General features: G+C 36.4%; 18 protein-coding genes, 10 tRNA genes and 2 riboswitches (1 of these 30 running past the window's edge). Of the genes, 8 read left to right on the top strand and 20 right to left on the bottom strand.

Going from position 1 to position 18,276, the window contains the following annotated elements:
- The first annotated feature begins 64 nt into the window (after positions 1–64).
- On the top strand, positions 65–766 hold the full coding sequence (locus AC4BBX_RS10245; protein ID WP_490453729.1) for a nuclease-related domain-containing protein: 702 nt from the start codon (positions 65–67) through the stop codon (positions 764–766).
- A gap of 89 nt (positions 767–855) precedes the next feature.
- Here AC4BBX_RS10245 and AC4BBX_RS10240 read toward each other — a convergent pair whose 3' ends face one another.
- The 5 genes from AC4BBX_RS10240 to AC4BBX_RS10220 form a co-directional block, all read right to left on the bottom strand.
- Entirely contained in the window at positions 856–1,395 is a 540-nt protein-coding gene (locus tag AC4BBX_RS10240) for a phosphoribosyltransferase family protein (RefSeq protein ID WP_490453728.1), read from the bottom strand.
- Positions 1,396–2,472, bottom strand: coding sequence for an NCS2 family permease (locus tag AC4BBX_RS10235; RefSeq protein WP_490453727.1), 1,077 nt, complete (start codon positions 2,470–2,472; stop codon positions 1,396–1,398).
- A 193-nt stretch (positions 2,473–2,665) separates the two neighbouring features.
- Positions 2,666–3,529 carry an AraC family transcriptional regulator gene (locus AC4BBX_RS10230; protein WP_490453726.1) on the bottom strand — a complete coding sequence of 288 codons (864 nt, stop codon included), beginning with the start codon at positions 3,527–3,529 and terminating at the stop codon, positions 2,666–2,668.
- A gap of 313 nt (positions 3,530–3,842) precedes the next feature.
- Positions 3,843–4,361 (bottom strand): hypothetical protein, encoded by a 519-nt coding sequence (locus tag AC4BBX_RS10225; RefSeq protein WP_490453725.1) that lies wholly within the window; start codon positions 4,359–4,361, stop codon positions 3,843–3,845.
- A gap of 176 nt (positions 4,362–4,537) precedes the next feature.
- On the bottom strand, positions 4,538–5,914 hold the full coding sequence (locus tag AC4BBX_RS10220) for an NCS2 family permease (RefSeq protein ID WP_490453724.1): 1,377 nt from the start codon (positions 5,912–5,914) through the stop codon (positions 4,538–4,540).
- Between the two features lie 45 nt (positions 5,915–5,959).
- A riboswitch (purine riboswitch) is annotated at positions 5,960–6,061 on the bottom strand.
- Between the two features lie 277 nt (positions 6,062–6,338).
- Between AC4BBX_RS10220 and AC4BBX_RS10215 the strand changes: the two genes are divergently transcribed.
- From AC4BBX_RS10215 to AC4BBX_RS10190, 6 genes are all read left to right on the top strand, one after another.
- Complete coding sequence (locus AC4BBX_RS10215; protein ID WP_490453723.1) at positions 6,339–6,887, top strand: TetR/AcrR family transcriptional regulator; 549 nt, start codon at positions 6,339–6,341, stop codon at positions 6,885–6,887.
- Positions 6,874–7,245 carry a hypothetical protein gene (locus AC4BBX_RS10210; RefSeq protein WP_490453722.1) on the top strand — a complete coding sequence of 124 codons (372 nt, stop codon included), beginning with the start codon at positions 6,874–6,876 and terminating at the stop codon, positions 7,243–7,245. Before AC4BBX_RS10215 ends, AC4BBX_RS10210 begins: the two co-directional genes overlap by 14 nt.
- Positions 7,246–7,314: 69 nt before the next feature.
- A complete protein-coding gene (locus AC4BBX_RS10205) occupies positions 7,315–7,842 on the top strand; it encodes a type 1 glutamine amidotransferase domain-containing protein (RefSeq protein ID WP_490453721.1) in 528 nt (175 codons plus the stop codon).
- A gap of 336 nt (positions 7,843–8,178) precedes the next feature.
- Positions 8,179–9,207, top strand: coding sequence for a M42 family metallopeptidase (locus AC4BBX_RS10200; RefSeq protein WP_490453720.1), 1,029 nt, complete (start codon positions 8,179–8,181; stop codon positions 9,205–9,207).
- A 166-nt stretch (positions 9,208–9,373) separates the two neighbouring features.
- Positions 9,374–9,694 (top strand): hypothetical protein, encoded by a 321-nt coding sequence (locus AC4BBX_RS10195; RefSeq protein WP_490453719.1) that lies wholly within the window; start codon positions 9,374–9,376, stop codon positions 9,692–9,694.
- Between the two features lie 405 nt (positions 9,695–10,099).
- Positions 10,100–11,152 (top strand): endonuclease/exonuclease/phosphatase family protein, encoded by a 1,053-nt coding sequence (locus tag AC4BBX_RS10190; RefSeq protein WP_490453718.1) that lies wholly within the window; start codon positions 10,100–10,102, stop codon positions 11,150–11,152.
- A gap of 149 nt (positions 11,153–11,301) precedes the next feature.
- Here AC4BBX_RS10190 and AC4BBX_RS10185 read toward each other — a convergent pair whose 3' ends face one another.
- On the bottom strand, positions 11,302–12,063 hold the full coding sequence (locus AC4BBX_RS10185; protein ID WP_490453717.1) for a DUF4336 domain-containing protein: 762 nt from the start codon (positions 12,061–12,063) through the stop codon (positions 11,302–11,304).
- A 154-nt stretch (positions 12,064–12,217) separates the two neighbouring features.
- Positions 12,218–13,030, bottom strand: a complete 813-nt coding sequence (locus AC4BBX_RS10180) for a YwqG family protein (RefSeq protein WP_490453716.1) — start codon at positions 13,028–13,030, stop codon at positions 12,218–12,220.
- Between the two features lie 173 nt (positions 13,031–13,203).
- Between AC4BBX_RS10180 and arr the strand changes: the two genes are divergently transcribed.
- On the top strand, positions 13,204–13,623 hold the full coding sequence (gene arr, locus AC4BBX_RS10175; protein WP_490455804.1) for an NAD(+)--rifampin ADP-ribosyltransferase: 420 nt from the start codon (positions 13,204–13,206) through the stop codon (positions 13,621–13,623).
- 55 nt (positions 13,624–13,678) lie between these two features.
- Here arr and AC4BBX_RS10170 read toward each other — a convergent pair whose 3' ends face one another.
- From AC4BBX_RS10170 to AC4BBX_RS10110, 13 genes are all read right to left on the bottom strand, one after another.
- A complete protein-coding gene (locus AC4BBX_RS10170) occupies positions 13,679–14,458 on the bottom strand; it encodes an alpha/beta hydrolase (protein ID WP_490453715.1) in 780 nt (259 codons plus the stop codon).
- Between the two features lie 266 nt (positions 14,459–14,724).
- Positions 14,725–15,804 (bottom strand): AI-2E family transporter, encoded by a 1,080-nt coding sequence (locus tag AC4BBX_RS10165; RefSeq protein WP_490453714.1) that lies wholly within the window; start codon positions 15,802–15,804, stop codon positions 14,725–14,727.
- 135 nt (positions 15,805–15,939) lie between these two features.
- The gene (gene metK, locus AC4BBX_RS10160) at positions 15,940–17,130 is read right to left on the bottom strand and encodes a methionine adenosyltransferase (RefSeq protein ID WP_490453713.1); all 1,191 of its coding nucleotides are present in this window, start codon (positions 17,128–17,130) and stop codon (positions 15,940–15,942) included.
- A riboswitch (SMK box riboswitch) is annotated at positions 17,128–17,213 on the bottom strand. (Overlaps the previous gene by 3 nt.)
- 166 nt (positions 17,214–17,379) lie before the next feature.
- Positions 17,380–17,451 (bottom strand) — tRNA-Glu (locus tag AC4BBX_RS10155).
- A 9-nt stretch (positions 17,452–17,460) separates the two neighbouring features.
- Positions 17,461–17,548: transfer RNA gene (locus AC4BBX_RS10150), tRNA-Ser, on the bottom strand.
- 25 nt (positions 17,549–17,573) lie between these two features.
- Positions 17,574–17,647: transfer RNA gene (locus AC4BBX_RS10145), tRNA-Ile, on the bottom strand.
- A gap of 18 nt (positions 17,648–17,665) precedes the next feature.
- Positions 17,666–17,736, bottom strand: a tRNA-Gly gene (locus tag AC4BBX_RS10140).
- 12 nt (positions 17,737–17,748) lie between these two features.
- Positions 17,749–17,821, bottom strand: a tRNA-Phe gene (locus AC4BBX_RS10135).
- Positions 17,822–17,825: 4 nt separating this feature from the next.
- A tRNA-Asp gene (locus tag AC4BBX_RS10130) sits at positions 17,826–17,899 on the bottom strand.
- A gap of 36 nt (positions 17,900–17,935) precedes the next feature.
- Positions 17,936–18,009 (bottom strand) — tRNA-Met (locus AC4BBX_RS10125).
- Positions 18,010–18,045: 36 nt separating this feature from the next.
- A tRNA-Ser gene (locus tag AC4BBX_RS10120) sits at positions 18,046–18,135 on the bottom strand.
- Between the two features lie 14 nt (positions 18,136–18,149).
- Positions 18,150–18,221: transfer RNA gene (locus AC4BBX_RS10115), tRNA-Glu, on the bottom strand.
- A 10-nt stretch (positions 18,222–18,231) separates the two neighbouring features.
- Positions 18,232–18,276, bottom strand: a tRNA-Ile gene (locus AC4BBX_RS10110) (it continues 29 nt past the right edge of the window).

Raw genomic sequence — 18,276 nt, 5'->3', positions numbered from 1 at the left:
CTCTCCCTGACAAAATGGTAAACTAAAGATACCTTATTACTTATTTTAGAAAGGCGGACAATTAATGACCGAGATTTATTGGCAATTATTCTCCCCACTATTGAAATCTTTTTTCCTACCATTTTTTGCTGTTCTTCTATTTTTCGTATTTCTTCGAATCACACCCTATATAATCAAATACTCTCGTTCTAACTATCGCAAGGAAAGTGGTGTTGGTTTGCTAAAGTTTCTTTTTGACAAAGGGAGCTTTGGTGAGGGACTCATCTTTTTTGAATTAGAAAAAATTCCCCAATATGGAAAAATCATGACCAACCTCTATCTGCCAACGGAAAACGACACGACTGAAATTGATGTGGTTTACCTAGCAGAATCAGGTATTTATGTACTAGAAAGTAAAAATTATAGTGGCTGGATTTTTGGTAATGCCCGTTCGAAAAATTGGAAGAGCGTTATTTACCAAAAGAAGTATTCCTTTTATAACCCGATTTGGCAAAACAACAAGCATGTGAAGTATTTAAAGCAAGTACTGGGTGATGTCCAAACCAAGGCAGTGATTGTTTTTAGTCAACGATGTGAACTTAAAAAATTAGATGTTGGCGACAACCTTGTCATCAAACGACCACAATTACGAAAACTAATTGAAAAAGATACACCTGATAAACGCTATTCAGAAAAAGAAATTGATACCTTCTATACGACTTTACAACCCTTTAGCAAGCAGAGCACACAAGTGAAGCAAGCGCATATTCAACGAATTCAGAAATAAAAAGCCACCTGAACGTTTTAGTGTGGATTCCACTGTCGTTCAGATAGCTTTTTTATTATGTCAAAAGTTTATTTAGTAAAAATTCTTGATTAATCAAACAATGGCAACTCTGCCAAATATAAAATGTCTTCACGTTTAGTGGCATCGCCTTCTGCCAAAAGCGCCACTTGTCCAACAACTGTTGCACCTGCATCTTCAGCAAGTTGTTTCAAGGCTGCTAGTGAATCTCCTGTACTAATCACATCATCAATGAGAATGACCTTTTTTCCTTTCAATTCATTGACATCTTTGCCGTCCAACACTAATTTTTGTTTCTTTTGTGTGGTAATACTAAAGACTTCTGTTTCAAGAGGCGTACTCATATACGCTTTAACTGATTTTCGAGCTACATAATATTTAGGGTGCTCATATTCTTGCGCAATACATTGAACCAATGGAATTCCTTTCGCTTCTGCAGTTAAAAAATAATCAAAAGCTACATCAATTTTTTCAGCTAATTTTTTAGCACCTTTACTAGCTAATTCAGTATCACCCAATAACACAAAAGATGCTATAGAAAGATTTTCTGTGATTCGAATAATCGGTAACGTTCGAGTCAGTCCAGCTACATTTAATTCATAATTTTCCATCTATAAACTCACTCCTAATAATGGTAAAATAAATTTCACAATCACCCCTGCAACCATTCCAAAGAATGGATCGGAAAAGAAACTAACAATCATCGTAATACCTGTCGTCATTGGATCAACTGCTGCACCTGCAGCGAAATTGATTGGCGTGGTGACTATTGCTCCCAATACAAATAAAAAACCAGAAATAGATTCCATCGGTACAAATTTCCCCAGTTTCGGTAATACACCAAAAAATAACAGTAACGCCATGATTGTCATCATAAGTACTCCTGAGAAAACAGGATGGGGTGCGCTACCTGTTGCAGAAATAATTGATTCTAAAGGAGCTCCTCCAAAAAGGCCTGTGATAAAATCGGCTACTGAACTAACTACCGTTAATACGTCTACATCTACAGGATTCGTTTCTGCCCCCGTCATACTCCCTGTAATCATACCAAAGGAAATATTTGAACCGATATTCAAGCACGCCAATGCCAATGCACCTCTAATGATTTTTAGATTTAACGGCAATGGCTTAACGAAACTCAAACGTGCCTGAGTCACATCTTCAGGTAAATCAAAAAATTGCTTTTTATACATTGCGGAATACATCGTTGATAAGACCACTGAAACCACAATTGTATAGACTAGATTCTTTGTAAAAATATAAACTAATATTGCGGAAATATAAGATATTATTCCTACTGCTCGGCTTTTTTTCACCATATCAATCGAAGCTTTGACTAAAATTAATCCAACCCCAGCCATCATTCCTGAAGTAACTTCTATTCCAATAAAGTTCACTAATTTATCCATTAATCCAAACAAACCTACTGCAGTCATTACAATTGCTGCGTAGAAAATAAGAGAAACACGCTCTCTTTTATTGTCTCCCATAGTCCCTGCGACAGTAATCGTCTCTACTTGAAAAGAAACGGGTGCCACCGAACCAGTTACAGCATTTGCCACTGCCGAAAAAGCAAAACCTAATGCTGTTGGAAAAGCTGCAAAACCGAACGATAACGCTAAAATCCCTTGCGGTATCCCATTAATTACTACACCAATAGCTGCTAATATATCTTGAATATACTCCAACGAAACAAACATCCCTTCTAAATTTCAAATGTAAAATTACTATACAACGAAGAAAATCAACCGTAAATAAAAAAGTGTATATTTATTTTCAAAATAAAAATATCGTTCGGATTTACCGTTGTTTCCGTCTTGTTTTTTAATAAAAAAAGAACAATTCTCTTATAGATAGAATTGTCCCTTTTGCACTTAGTATTTATCGCTCTTTTACCGGCATCCAAATTTCAGAATAAACATAATTTTCTCTGTGTTCGTCCATTTTGGTAAATATAAAATTGGGTGCAGGTAAAATTTCATAGTTGGAAATCGGCAACCACTCAGAAGCCACTCGTGCCATCGTATTTTGCAGGGTTTCTGGGAAGGGTCCCTCATTTGGAAATACTGCCCATGTTCCGGCTGCCACACGAATTTTGTCTAAGTTGTCACTGATATTTTCTTCAGTGGTTAAAATACCAATCAGATGGGTTAAATCTCCTGAGTCTTTCAAAAAATTTTCATCGGCATCATAAGAAGCATTAGCGACTTCAAAGGGGGCTAAATTTTGCAGGCGATGCATCTCTGCTCTTTGTTCCTCAGTAATACTTTGAGCTAGCTCAACGATTGCTTGATTGACTCCTTCAAACTGCATCGGTACTCGTCCACTCACTCCTGCTAGATAAAAATCTGGTTTTTCTTCAATTCTAAAATCCATTGCAATTCCTCCTTTAACATCTATGACGAAGGTTAGTTTCGGAAATGATTTACTGACACCCGTTTTTGCCACTTCTGAAGGTAAAAAGCCTGACCATTTTTTAAAGGCTCTGGTAAAACCATCCAGAGATTCATAGCCATATTTGAAAGCAACATCGGTCACTTTCTCTCCTTGTAACAAATTCATATTCGCTTCCGATAATTTGCGGTATTTAATATACTCACTCAACGTCATTCCAGAAAGATAAAAAAAGATTTTTCTAAAATGATAATCCGATACCCCTGCAAATTCAGCGATCTTTTCCAAGGAAATTTCCTCCAACAAGTGTGCTTCGATATAATCCATCACTTGATTCAGTTCGTTTAACATTTCCCCACCTCCTAAATAGACAATAGCAAAATTTTTTCCTATGTACTCGATATTTTTATTCTAAGATTAGTCGTATATTCGTTTTCGATAATGAATTATGATAAGCTAAGGACATTCATTTCTCCGACTAATTTGTGCAAATATCCCCTGAAAAACAAGTCTTCAGCACTATTTTAAAACAAAAAGCTCGAATATTTCTTATAGCTTGCTAATACTAATTCACCCAATTTCTGATAAAATTCGAAGCAAAACATACAAAAAAGCCCAAAAATCTTCAACACAAGACTTTTGAGCTTTCTATCTGAAAAATACTTTAATATATATGAACGTTCTCTTTCACATGTTGATTGCGTTTTGCCCCTTTAAAATACTTTCTACCACCATTAATCACAGTCAAAAGAAGTGAATGAATCAGCACATATTGCATAAATCGAAAGAGGAAAATCCAAAAAATCGGAATGGTCTCAATAATACTTCCACTCTGATTGACTACCAAAAACTGGTAGGTCATATTGGAGGAATTTCGCAGAATTTCAAAGTGTCCGTTGCCATTGTTAAAAATCCATTCCAAAAATAAGTTATAAAAACCGTTGCCTGCTACATCGACAAACATAGCTACTAAGGCAAATAGTAGGACTACAATCACTCCTGAACGTTTCCAACTAGTATTCGTTAGTAAGACAACACCCCCAAATAGTAAACTAATTAGGATACTTCGCATTCCGGGAAGTAATAGAGTGTGATTAAACAAAACGATGAGATAATTTAACATTCCCAATAAAATAAAGAGAACCGCTAACCAAAATACCAATACTTCAACATGCTTTTTCATTACATAACTCCTTGGTTTGCCCCATTCAAAAAAACGACCGACAGTTATGGATGATGTCTCATCCTATCTATAGTTTAAACTTTTCAAATTAAGTCTCTGTAAATGATTTGTTAAGAATCTGTTACTACAAAAAAAAGCCTCAACAATCTTAGTAGACTGTTGAGACTTGACTCATTTTAAAGAGTAAATAAATACGCAATTGAAATAATTGAGATAAAATGCATAAATGCCGGAATTTCATTAAAACGTTTGGCAAAAATCATACAGATTTCATAAGATAAAAAGCCTAAAACTAAACCTAAAGCAATTGATCCAGTCAATGGCATCATCACAATTGTTAAAAAGGCTGGAATAATCTCTTCAAAGCCACCATCCCAACGGATACTAGTGATATTTTGCATCATGAAGATACCAATAACTACCATCGCTGGGGTCGTAACTGCTGGCGTAACTAGTGATAAAATTGGGTATAAAAATGTTGATAACAAGAATAGTAGTGCAACAATCACACTCATTAATCCTGTTCTAGCTCCCGCAATAATACCGGAAACAGATTCAATATAAGTTGACAAGTTAGACGTGCCAAAAATACTACCAACAAAAGTTCCCCATGCATCGGCACTGTAGATTCGTGTGTTATTTTCAAAATCTTCATTCTTGATGTCTGATACTTGGCTAGCAGCTGCAGACAAAGTCGTTGCTGTTCCAAAGAAATCTAAGAATAAAAAGGTTAAAATAACAATGATTGAATCCATTGATAACATTTTGTCCAAGTTTTTAAATGAGACCATAAATGTTTCATTGATCATAGATTGTAGTGGGACTGTCGGAAAAACAATTGGAGAACCTGCTGGTAATTGTGGTAACGAAGCGACCACTTCTTCACTGAAAGAAAACCAATCCATCGAGACACCTAAACGAATAAATAAGCCGGCTAAAGCTGCCCCAATCATTCCTAAAAATACGGCATATTGATTTTTACGAACTAAGAAAAAGGCTGCTACTAAAATACCAAAAAAGGCGATAATCACATTCGGATCTTGGAAACCACCAAAAGTGATAAACATTCCTTCGTCTGGAACAATAATTCCTGAATTTTTAAAGCTAACAAAAGCAATAAAAATTCCCAATCCAACGGTACCTGCTTGCTTGACTGATACTGGTATTGCCTTGATAATTTTTGAACGTACACCTGACAAAGCTAAAATAATAAATAAAACTGATGATACCAATACACAAGCTAAAGCTTCCTGCCAAGGCTTACCCATTTGTAAAACAACCGAATACGTGAAAAAGGCATTCATCGACATACATGGCGCTAATCCTAGTGGAAATCGTGCCCATAAGCCCATGATTAACATGGCAACCGCTGAAGATAAAATAGTCGCCATAAAGACAGCATCTTCTGGCATACCCGCCTGCCCTAAAATAATTGGATTAACAAAGATAACATATGACATTGCGAGAAATGCAGTTAGTCCTCCTGTAAATTCTCGCTTATAAGTAGAGCCTGATTTTGTGATACCAAAAAACTGATCCATTTTCGCTTTCATTCTTTTCCTCCTTCAATGTTAAAGAAATCCATTTTCATGGCGAAGGACGAAAAAGACCTTTGCCATAGTAAGTCACTTTACGGGTGACTTGCAGAAACTTCTGATCCCTATTACCAGAACTATATGGTTTTTCTTACTGGAACATCATAACAAGTCTAAAATTAATAATCAATATAAAATACGAACAAAAACGCTTTCTATTGAATAAAAAGTTAGTGAATGAATGATTAAAAGGCGTTCATAATTTATCAATTCTTAAAATCCCCTCTCATTTGTGAACGGTCGCCCTTTTCTCCTGATTATTTCTATTAAATTGGGTACAATTTGACTGAAATTTTGATTCGTGAGAAAACGTGAATGAATATAAAATTTAATTCATTCACAAAATCGAGGTGATTCCCATCGAAGATAAAAAAAGCAATTATTGCAAGCTGCCCGTCATGTTTTTTCGCAGAAAGGGTACAAAGAAGCCAATATAGCTGCCATTACCAAAGAAGCTAAAATAGCTGTCGGTTCTTTCTATAAATATTTCGATTCAAAAGAAGAGATTTTTATTGAAATCTACGTCACTGAAAATGATCTGGTTCGCAATAAGATTATTCAAGCAATAAATTGGGAGGGCGTTCCTGCTGAAGTTATAGATGAATTATTTACTTACTCTATCAAATATACGTCAAATAATCGAATCTTAGGTGAATGGAGCAATCCAACCATTTCAGAAACCTTGCATTCTTACTATTTGACCAAAAAAAATAGCGATAATTATGCCTTTCATCAATTTTTGGCAGAAATTTTCCGTGAAAGACTTCAAGAAAAGAATTTTGACGATGCTCTGATTGAAAAACTGTTGAAAGTATATGAATTGATTTATTTTATGGATTGTCATATTACGGATGATTCTTTTGAAGGGTATAGTGAAACACTTTGGATTTTAGCTAAATATTTTGTTAAAGGTGTCTTTGCAGAAGAATAAGGGGATTTTTGATTCCCTTATTTTTAAAAATAAAAATGAGTGGACTTACTATCGTTGGGCTTTGTATCGTGCTATTGCTATTTTAACGATTGTCTGGGGAGCTTTTGAACATGGCGTTAAGCTATTTGATTCAGATTTTATGAGTTATGCAGTTGGTGGTTTAGTCTGTCTGATTATTGGTTTATTGATGATTTCCTTTGTTCCTAGCTCCGTAACAATCGCAGTCATTGGTCTTACTGCTTTAAGTTCGATGCTTTACATTTATGGATTTGACGAGATGGATCTAATCCTGAAATTAATGTCTTTTGTCCCTATCCTTGGTTTTGCCACGTGGTTGATTTTACACTTAATGAATTAGACCTTCTCAATCGTCATTTTTCGATTCCTCTGTTACACTTAAATTATAATAAGAAAAGGAGGGATTCTTTTGCGTTTAGAAAATAAAAAAATTATTGCACTTGTTGATCATGATTTTGAAGATTTAGAATTATGGTATCCAGTGCATCGCTTACGTGAAGAAGGCGCACAAGTTGATTTAGTTGGTGAGAAAGCCAAAGAAAAATACATCGGGAAATATGGTGTACCTGCTGAATCTGACTACGCATTTTCAAAAGTGAATCCGGCAGATTACGATGCCATCTTGGTACCTGGAGGTTGGGCTCCTGACAAATTACGTCGTTTCCCAGAAGTCATCGAAATGGTCCAACACATGGACAAAAATGAAAAACCAATTGGTCAAATTTGTCATGCAGGTTGGGTACTCATCTCTGCGAATATTTTACAAGGTAGAAAAGTAACAAGTACTCCAGGAATTAAAGATGATATGACCAATGCAGGAGCAACTTGGGTAGATACTCCAGCAATCTCTGATGGACACATCATTTCAAGCCGTAGACCACCTGATTTACCAGACTATATGCGTGAGTTTATTAAAGTCATGGAAACTGCTGACTAAATATAACAAAAAAGGGACTGTGACATAAGTAAAAACAAGACAAAAATATCCGAATAAAATAGAATGAATTTCGTCCATTCAAGGCGAATTTGCGATTCGGACCAACTGGACCGCAGGAGCAACCTTCTATCTTTCGGATATTTTATTGTTAAACTACTTATGTTACAGTTCCTTTTTCAAAATCATTTCAAAACATATTCCACATAACTTTTAGCAATTTCTTGCAATTCTTCATCAGAATAATGTTCTACCCCATATAAAACAAAAGGTTCCTAAGGTTCTCCTCTAAAAATTGGAAGATTAAAACCTTAAATATAATATACAAGGAAGAAAAAAATGTTTAACAAAGAAGAAGTTTTAAGTTTTTTGACTGAAATATTAGCGATTAATAGCCCTACTGGTTATACCAAACATGCCATTACTTTTTTAAGAGAAACTTTAGAAAAAATCGGCTATGAAACAGTGACTACACCTAAAGGGAATTTACTAGTTTCCGTTGAAGGGAAAGATACCACTCAAACGAGAGGACTAAGTGCCCATGTGGATACATTAGGATTGATGGTTCGTTCAATTAATAGTGATGGGACTTTAGCTTTAACCAAATTAGGGGGTCCTTTAACACCAACTTTGGATGGGGAATATTGTGATATCATTACTCGTGATGATAAAGTGTATACGGGAACTATTTTATCAAATGTACCCTCTGTCCATGTCTTCACCGATGCCTCAACAAAAGCTCGTGATATTGATAATTTAGTCGTTAAATTAGATGAACGTGTGAGCAGTAAAGAAGATGTTCAGGCTTTAGGTATTCAAAACGGCGATATTGTTGCCTATGATCCTAAAGTAGTTGTCACTGAATCTGGCTTTATTAAATCTCGCTTTTTGGATGATAAAGCCTCTGTTGCTACTTTAGTGCATCTCTTATCCGTACTAAGACAAAAAAACATTCAACCTGCGACTAACCTGACCTTCATTTTTTCTACTTATGAAGAAGTCGGTCATGGGGCTTCATGGATTCCTGAAGATATTACTGAATTATTAGCAGTAGATATGGGCTGCATCGGACTTGATTTAGCTTGTACTGAATTTGATGTGTCGATTTGTGCCAAAGATTCTTCTGGGCCTTATGACTACGATTTAACCACTCGTTTAGTCAACTTTGCCAAAGAAAAAGAGCTAAACTATGCAGTAGATATTTATCCGATGTATGGCAGTGATGCTTCGGCTGCTTTAGCTGGGGGCGCAAATATTCGCGCAGCCTTAATCGGGCCAGGCGTAGCAAGTAGTCATGGGATGGAACGTACCCACGTAGATGCTATTCAAAATACCTTTGAATTAGTTTTAGCTTACATTCAACATTAATTCATTTAAAGACTGTGTCATAGTAGAAACAAAAAAATTTCCGAACAAAAGAATGGACTACCTTAAATCTAGGAACAATCTTCTCTCGGATAGTTGTTAAACTACTTATGTGACAGTCTTTTTCTTCTCGTTATTCTTGTATACTTAATAAAAAAGGAGGCAGCTTATGATGAAAAATCGACCATTGGGATTCTTAAAGACTCATTCTTGGCGAGCGTATTTTACTTCTTTAGTGTTACTACCTATTAGTACAGCAATTTTCTTAGTACTCGCCTATTTTTTACTACTCGTCCTTGTATTTTATCTTCCTTATTTAATTGGAAATCTTGCGTTTGATACTTCAGATTTTTTTACAGCCATGTTTTCGTTGTTCATTACAACAGACCTCTATACGTTTGGTGCTCTCGCTCTGATGTTGTTGATTAATTACAGTTTCTTAGCCTCGGTTTACTTAAAAAAGAAAAAAACTCTGACTTATATAACTTAGCAATCAAAACTACAGAGGAATTTAACCGACTACAAGCTTTTTGTTTAGCAGGATTATTAATTATTCATCTCATTAGACAATTTCTTCCAGCGGGAGTTTTTCCCTTCAATCAAAGCTTACTTTATATATTTACCTTGTTCTTATTATTATGTAGTGTGATTTTAAAAAGAAGATTACTTATTCAAGAAGCATTCAATCCTAGCTAATTGTGGTGCCAGATCGTTTTATCTAACCAATCAAAAAGCCAAACTTACAACTAAGCTGTCCAGAAAATCTCTTAATCTAGTAGATTGTTTTGGATTGCTAAACTCAAATCGTTTTAACGATAAATAGACACTCTGTTTATCTTCTCTTTTAGAAAAAAATAGTCTACAATGAATTGATGAAAATGCAGGATGGTGAATAATGAAAATACTAAAAATTATGGGTGGTTTTCTAGCAGTTATCGGGATTGTCATAGTTGTACTTGTAAGCTATCTAACTGTCAGAGAATATCGTCCCACTGATGTGGAAGTACTGATTCCTACCAATGGCACACAAAGATTTTCTTTAGAACAGCCATTTTCCGTTACCACTTTTAATATTGGCTACGGGGCTATTGGGGAAGAAGCGGATTTTTTTATGGATGGTGGTAAAAATGTTCAACCAGACAACAAAGAACTAATTGAACATAATTTAGACGGGATTCAGACTCTTTTGAAGGAAAATCCTAGCGATATTTACTTGCTTCAAGAGATAGATCGAAATTCTAGACGTTCCTATAGCATCAATCAAGAATCCTACTTACAAGATGCCCTACAACTAAAAAGCGTTTTTGCTTATAATTTTAACGTGGATTTTGTCCCTTACCCATGGCCGCCAATTGGTCGGGTAAAAAGTGGCATTGCTACCTATACAAATTATTTGATGTCTAATGCCAAACGAATTGCTTTACCTAATCCTTTTTCTTGGCCTGTACGAACAAGTAACTTAAAACGAGCACTACTTGAGACACGTTTCCCAATTGAAAATAGCGATAAAGAGTTAGTCCTTGTGAATCTACATTTAGAAGCCTACGATGATGGACAAGGGAAAATTGCTCAAACAAAAATGTTGATGGATATCTTGTCGAAAGAATATCAAAAAGGCAATTATGTCGTCGCAGGTGGTGACTTCAATCAACTTTTTGAAGGGGCACAATCTTTCCCTCAAGTGAGTCATAAGGTCTGGGAACCAGGTGAAATGAAACAAGAGGATTTACCTGAAGGTCTTTCTTTTGCTATAGATGACCGTTTTCCTACAGTTCGCAGTCTGGATAGTCCTTTTACAGGTGATTATCAGACTTCTAAAGTCTATGTAATAGATGGTTTTATCGTTTCTGACAATGTAGCTATTCATCAAGTACAAGTGATTGATCAAGAATTTAAGTACTCCGACCATCAGCCAATTAAGTTAGAGTTTACGTTAAAAAGTAAATAAAAAGAGACTATGACATAGATAAAAACAAGAAAAATATCCGAAAGAAGAGTAGATGCTATCTAATTTTCTTTCGGATATTTTTCTTTTAAACGACTTATATCATAGTCCTACTTGTTTTATCTCTTTAAAGCCACCAAAAGATAGTGAAGTTAATTTTTTTTCTTACCTTTTTCCAACCAGCGAAAAGCTCGTTGAAGCTCGGCTGTCCCGTTCGTTGAATACCAACGACCATGGGCAATAATAATCTTTTCCGGTTGCCAAGCAAGCATTTGCTGATAACATTGGTGCGCTTGTTTTTTTCTTCCCATAAAAGTCATCCGAAAATCAATTGGTGTCTGACCATCAGGATCAGCAGTTCGGGCAAACTTATGAACGATACGCCAAAAGAAGCTGATACGTTTGGGTTCAAAGTTTTCAATCAAATCTGTCAAAATCAATGTCTGACTACTTTTATGAAAGAAAACAACTTCTTCCACTACCAAGCTACCTTTAAATCGTAGCTGCTTAATCTCTGATTGCCAAATACTGGGGGATTCTTCTCCTAAAGCTTGATCAAAACTTACTGATATTTTTTGTGAACGAGCTCGTTTTTCGACACCTGGACTGGACCATGCAGTCGCTTGTGGATAGTGTTTTTTCCATTCCCCGATAAAGGCATAATGAATTTTATTGGGTGAAATTAAATGTCTGACCTCACCTAGTTGATCAACTTCTGACAATAAAGATGCTGTTGGCTTGATAGGTGAATGACACCATAGAGAGCCGTCATTTAAACGAATGATCGTCATTCTGGTCGAAAAAGGTACTTTTAAAGGTCCAACAGACATGTTGATTCGTTCGCCATCGATAATCCAGATATTTGTATCTACTTTTTTTAACGTGTTTAGTGGTTCATAGACAGGAATCGACATAGGTACGCCTTCTCTTATGTTCAGTATGACATAGCCTTTTCAAGCAGCAAAAATTCTTTTTCCATAGTGTTCACATGAAACTGATCATTCATTTTTTTGTAACCAGCTTTTTGACGTTCTGCTAATCTGAGCAGTTTCTCAGCCAGCCTTTTAATTAATAACAATCCCAATTGTACATAACATTTGAAAAATCACGTGATGCCAAATCCTCTTTTGAAATAAAGAAGTTTCCAACACCGGAATCACCCCACATAATTCCTGCTTGATCCGTGTCTAGTTGGAACAACAACTCCGTATGCGTCACAACTTCAGCATATTTGCGGGGATCTTCTTGTGTAAAGAAGGGATATCCACCGATTTGGCTACCACCATGGTTTTCTAGCTCAAAGAGAGCATCCATTTTATCATCAGCTACATCGCCAAACAATTCCTCAAAATATTCATAATAATCCATCTCAAAAACTTTTTCGAAATCATAACTATCGTCTGACAAAAACCGTTTGGCAAGGGTTCCTGTCATTTTTAATTCTGTATCAACAATCGTAAATTGTTCTTCGTCAGCAAAAGGAGCAAACAAATTAACAATTTCCTCTTTGGTATACGATTCTTCTGTTGTCTCTTCAAAATACAGCACCCGAAAACCAGACGTATTCGTTGGATGGTCAAAATCTAAACCAATTAAATCATCAAAACTATCTATATAAAAAGCCAAAATCCCTGTTTCTGGATAAGGTGTTAACGTCGGCATTTCCGAAAAATTAATCTGTGCTAGCAAAGTCAACGGTTGACCATCTCCATTTGTAGGATAGGTTTCTGTTTTGGAGAGATAACCAATGCCACCTGCTTTACTATCAGTAACTGACAATTCGCCTAGATTCTCAAAAGAAAATACCAACGCCTCAACTTCTGTTTTTTTAAATTGATTGTACTGTTCATCTTCTGGAAAGATATCTCGCAATGTGCACATTTTTTGCCCTCTTTTCACTTTTTGTCTTTTTTTAACATGCCGTAAAAATCAAGGAAACACTTTTTTTAATACAACTTCATTATATCACCTAGATTGACTCATTTATAGACTGTTCTTTTTGGCGAAATCATAGTAAGCTATAGTTCCTATCAATCAATTAGGAGGAGTTCACTATAGAGAAAGAAAATGACAAGTTAGACTTAGGCCCTTTTTTTCATGGAACGAAAGCAAAATTATCTCTCGGTGGATTTTTGGAAGCCAACAATCAATCCAACTATGAAGCTGGACGAATTTCTAATTATATCTATTTTACTGCAAACCTAGATGCCGCTAAATGGGGTGCCGAATTGGCTAGAGGACCTGAAAAAGAACGGATTTATCTGGTTGAGCCAACCAGTGAATTTGAAAATGATCCAAATTTAACAGACAAACGCTTTCCAGGTAACCCCACTCGTTCCTATCGTTCAAAGTCTCCCTTAAAAATCATTGGTGAACTTGCCATTTGGGAAAGACATCCAGAAGAACAAATTCAAACGATGAAAAATCATCTTGCAGAACTTCAAAACAAGGGTAAAGCCGAAATTGAAGATTAACGAATAAGAAAAATCCAGTACCTTAGAGCAATCACTCTAAAGGTACTGGATTATTTTAATCATTTACTAACCATTCTAAGACTCGTTGAATCCAGTGATCCCAAAAGACCCAATCATGTCCCCCTGGTCCTTCTTCAAAAGTAACATCCAACTGATGCTTCTCCATTTGCTGAACTGCATAGGTATTGGCTGGATCCAAAGCATCCTCCGTCCCACAGGCTACAAAGAACCGTGGTGCTTTCTTGGCATCGATTTGTTGAATTAAATGAATCAAATCATTGTCCGAACCTTTTAATGAATCCAAAGGTCCAAAAATTCCTTCCCAATAAGCTTTAGGACGAATTTCTAACAAATTATCCATACTTTCAGCCATTGCTAAGGCACCTGAAAGAGAAGCGACTGCGGCAAACTTTTCAGGTTTTCTCAAACCTAGTTTCATCGCACCATAACCACCCATTGATAAACCGGCAGCAAAAGTTTTCTCTCTTTTTTTCGTCAGTTGCGGAAAGAGTTCATGACAAATTTCTGGCAACTCTTCTGAAATAAAGGTCCAGTAAGCCATGTCATAAGCAGTGTCGGTATACCAACCTAAATCCGTTGAAGGCATAATAACTGCCATACCTAAATCAGAAGCATATCTTTCAATCGATGTTCGTCTTGCCCAGACACTATGATTTCCTTGCATCCCATGTAATAGATACAATACTGGAACATCTTTCGCGATTTTTTTAGAGCCTTTACCAATTTTCTTTTCTGTTTGCTGTGGTAAAACAACATTAACTAGTACTTCCATTCCTAGCACACTAGAATAAATATTCGCTTGTAAAAATGCCATCTTCTTGCCTCTCAATCTTTTTTGTCAGTTTTCCTAAGGTTCCGCTCACACTTTAGCTATTTTTTTCAAATTCATTATGCTCACATAAATTATAAACAAAGATTTTCAATATCATGCTCCCAATAAAATCTTTCTTTTAAAGTATAACATAACATCATTCATCCTAAAAAAAACAAGCAATTCATTCCTAGCTATTCTCTTACTTGTTGAAATATCAAGAAACAATAAAAAGAAGTGCGATGATTACTCACCCACACTTCTCTTAATTACGCTTTTTTCAGCGACTGATATAATTTATAAAAACGAATAGCATATTTTACACTTACTTGAATCAAGGCAACTACTGGCAAGATAATAATCATACCTACTAGTCCAAAGACCTGTCCTGTAATTAGCATCAAAATAATCACGACAAAAGGATGTATTTTTATCTCTTTGCTCATAACTAATGGTGAAACCAAATATGATTCTCCTAATTGAACCAAGACGATACCAATCACAATAATCCAGACATTCGCATCCGATGTGATTAATGCAGACAACACTGCTGGAAATGCTCCAATCCAAGGTCCAAAGTAAGGGACAATATCCATAATTCCTGCAACAACTGCAAATAAAAATGCACCTGGTAGTCCTGCAAACCAAAAAGTAATCAAGCTTCCGATAAATACATAGAAACAAACCAGCGCTTTACCACTAATATAATTGGACAATACGTTTTCACTCTCATCAAAGTATTCTTTAAATAATCCACGGTAATTTTCAGGAATCACTTTCCATGATTTCGGTTTATTGGTTTCTTTTAACATGTAAAGAACCATAAAAGGTACAATACTGATAATCAAGAAAGAATTGGAAATAAAACCAAAGACGAAATTAGTGCTACTTCTCAAACCAACAAAAACCATTTCAATTAAATCTTCAAAGGATCGATTAATCATCGACAGATAATTATCAAGTTCTTGTCCATCAAATAAATCCGTTGAAACAAGCCAGCTATCTAATTCTTCAACCAACGCTGGTACATTGTTAACTAATCCCTCAACTTGAATAACCAACATCGGAATAAATCGACTGAACAACAATCCCACAACTATAAAAAAGACCATAAACGTAATAAGTAAACTCAAGCTTTCTTTTTTTAGTTTTTTCAATAAGAATAGATACAAGGGTTTGAGTAGATAGTAGATGAATAAGGACACGATTGATGGTACTAATAAAGTGCCCACGGTCACTTGAAATAAATCTCTAAAAAGATCTATTTCTCTAATTAACCCCCATAAAATAAGTAGACTGATCGACAAAACGACAACATAAAACAACTTGGATTTTTTTAAATAATTCACTTCGCTCTCCTTTATTTTTTATTTCTGGATAAATTTTTTCTTATAATTATCATAACAAGAAATTAAACCCCTGTCTTTTGATATACCGCTAAATTAAAAACCCTCTCATCAGTACCCATAATGAGAGGGTTTACGTTATTCATTTATACTTGCTAACAATGATTCAACTTTATCTGTCTGTTCCCATGGTAAATCAATATCAGTACGTCCAAAGTGTCCATAAGCTGCTGTTTGTTTGTAAATAGGGCGACGTAAGTCTAACATTTCGATAATCCCTGCTGGACGTAAATCAAAGTTTTCACGAACCGCTTCAACTAATTTTTCTTGAGAAACTTTTCCTGTACCAAAAGTATCAATCGAAATAGAAACTGGTTGAGCAACCCCAATCGCATATGCTAATTGAACCTCTACTTTAGAAGCTAATTTAGCTGCCACAATATTTTTAGCAATATAACGTGCTGCATAACTTGCGGAACGATCGACCTTAGTCGCGTCTTTTCCTGAAAATGCTCCTCCACCATGACGAGCGTAGCCGCCGTAGGTATCCACGATAATTTTTCGACCAGTTAAACCTGCATCTCCTTGAGGTCCACCGATAACAAAGCGACCCGTTGGATTAATATAATATTTTGTTTGTTCATCTAATAATTCAGCTGGAATCACATCTTTAATGACTTTCTCAATCACATCTTTATGAATTACCTCATTGTCCGTATGATCGTCATGCTGTGTACTAATAACCACTGTATCTACACGCTGAGGCTGCCCATTTTCATCGTATTCAACAGTCACTTGAGATTTTGCATCTGGGCGTAAATAACTGATTTCTTTTGATTTACGTAACTCTGCTAAACGTCTCACTAAACGGTGACTTAAAGCAATTGGCAATGGCATTAATTCTGGTGTTTCATCTACTGCAAAACCAAACATCAATCCTTGATCTCCAGCACCAATTTCATCTAAAATATCTTTCTTTTCTTCACGTGCTTCTAAAGCTGTATCTACACCTTGAGCAATATCTGGTGATTGTTCATCTATTGCTACAAGCACAGCAACTGTGTCTCCATCAAAGCCAAATTTCGCACGTGTATAACCTATCTCTTTAATTGTCTCTCTAACAACTTTTTGAATATCGACATAAGCAGTCGTCGAAATTTCTCCAAACACTAAAACCAAACCTGTAGTAACTGAAGTCTCACAAGCCACGCGAGCCAATGGATCTTCTTTCAATAATGCATCCAAAATCGCGTCACTAATTTGATCAGCAACCTTATCTGGATGTCCCTCAGAAACTGATTCTGAAGTAAATAAATGTCTTTCTGTCATGATGATTCCCCCTAATATATTTTCGGTTACAAGGCATCTCCATTTGTTCTACAAATGAATCCTCTCGGGAACTTGCAACGGTTTGATTATAGCAGATTTTAGAATTTTTCGCTTGTTATTTTAATTTCCGCTATTGAGACGTTGACATAAGTACCAATCAGATAATAATACACATGACATCGCTCTTAAACTGTCGACAAAAGTTCTCTTTTTACAAAAAAAGAAGCATTCACAATGGAATGCTTCTTATGATCCGTACGGGATTCGAACCCGTGTTACCGCCGTGAAAGGGCGGTGTCTTAACCGCTTGACCAACGGACCATGCTAAAACGGAGAAGGAGGGATTTGAACCCTCGCGCCGATCACTCGACCTACACCCTTAGCAGGGGCGCCTCTTCAGCCTCTTGAGTACTTCCCCAAAACCAAAAGATATTTGATTTTAATGGGCCTAAATGGACTCGAACCATCGACCTCACGCTTATCAGGCGTGCGCTCTAACCAGCTGAGCTATAGGCCCCAATTAATAATAAAACAAAGCGGGTGACGAGAATCGAACTCGCGACAACAGCTTGGAAGGCTGTGGTTTTACCACTAAACTACACCCGCAAAAAGGTGTAATGGCGCGGGACAGAATCGAACTGCCGACACATGGAGCTTCAATCCATTGCTCTACCAACTGAGCTACCGAGCCAAAACGGTCTGGACGGGACTCGAACCCGCGACCTCCTGCGTGACAGGCAGGCATTCTAACCAACTGAACTACCAAACCAATGTTTTGTTTATATAAGCAATCAAATGATTGCAATTGCGGGAGCAGGATTTGAACCTACGACCTTCGGGTTATGAGCCCGACGAGCTACCAGACTGCTCCATCCCGCGATAATATAAAGTTTAAATCTCAAAAGGATTTAAAAAAGGAGGATAAGGGATTCGAACCCTTGCACGGTTTTACCCGCCTGACGGTTTTCAAGACCGTTCCCTTCAGCCGGACTTGGGTAATCCTCCAAAAAAATAAAACATGATCCGTACGGGATTCGAACCCGTGTTACCGCCGTGAAAGGGCGGTGTCTTAACCACTTGACCAACGGACCTTCAAGTTAATGGGCCTAAATGGACTCGAACCATCGACCTCACGCTTATCAGGCG

It is taken from the genome of Enterococcus sp. AMC1157 (genome assembly GCF_058216555.1).
Note: the sequence above shows the minus strand (reverse complement) of the source record. Positions and strands in the feature narration are given on the sequence as shown.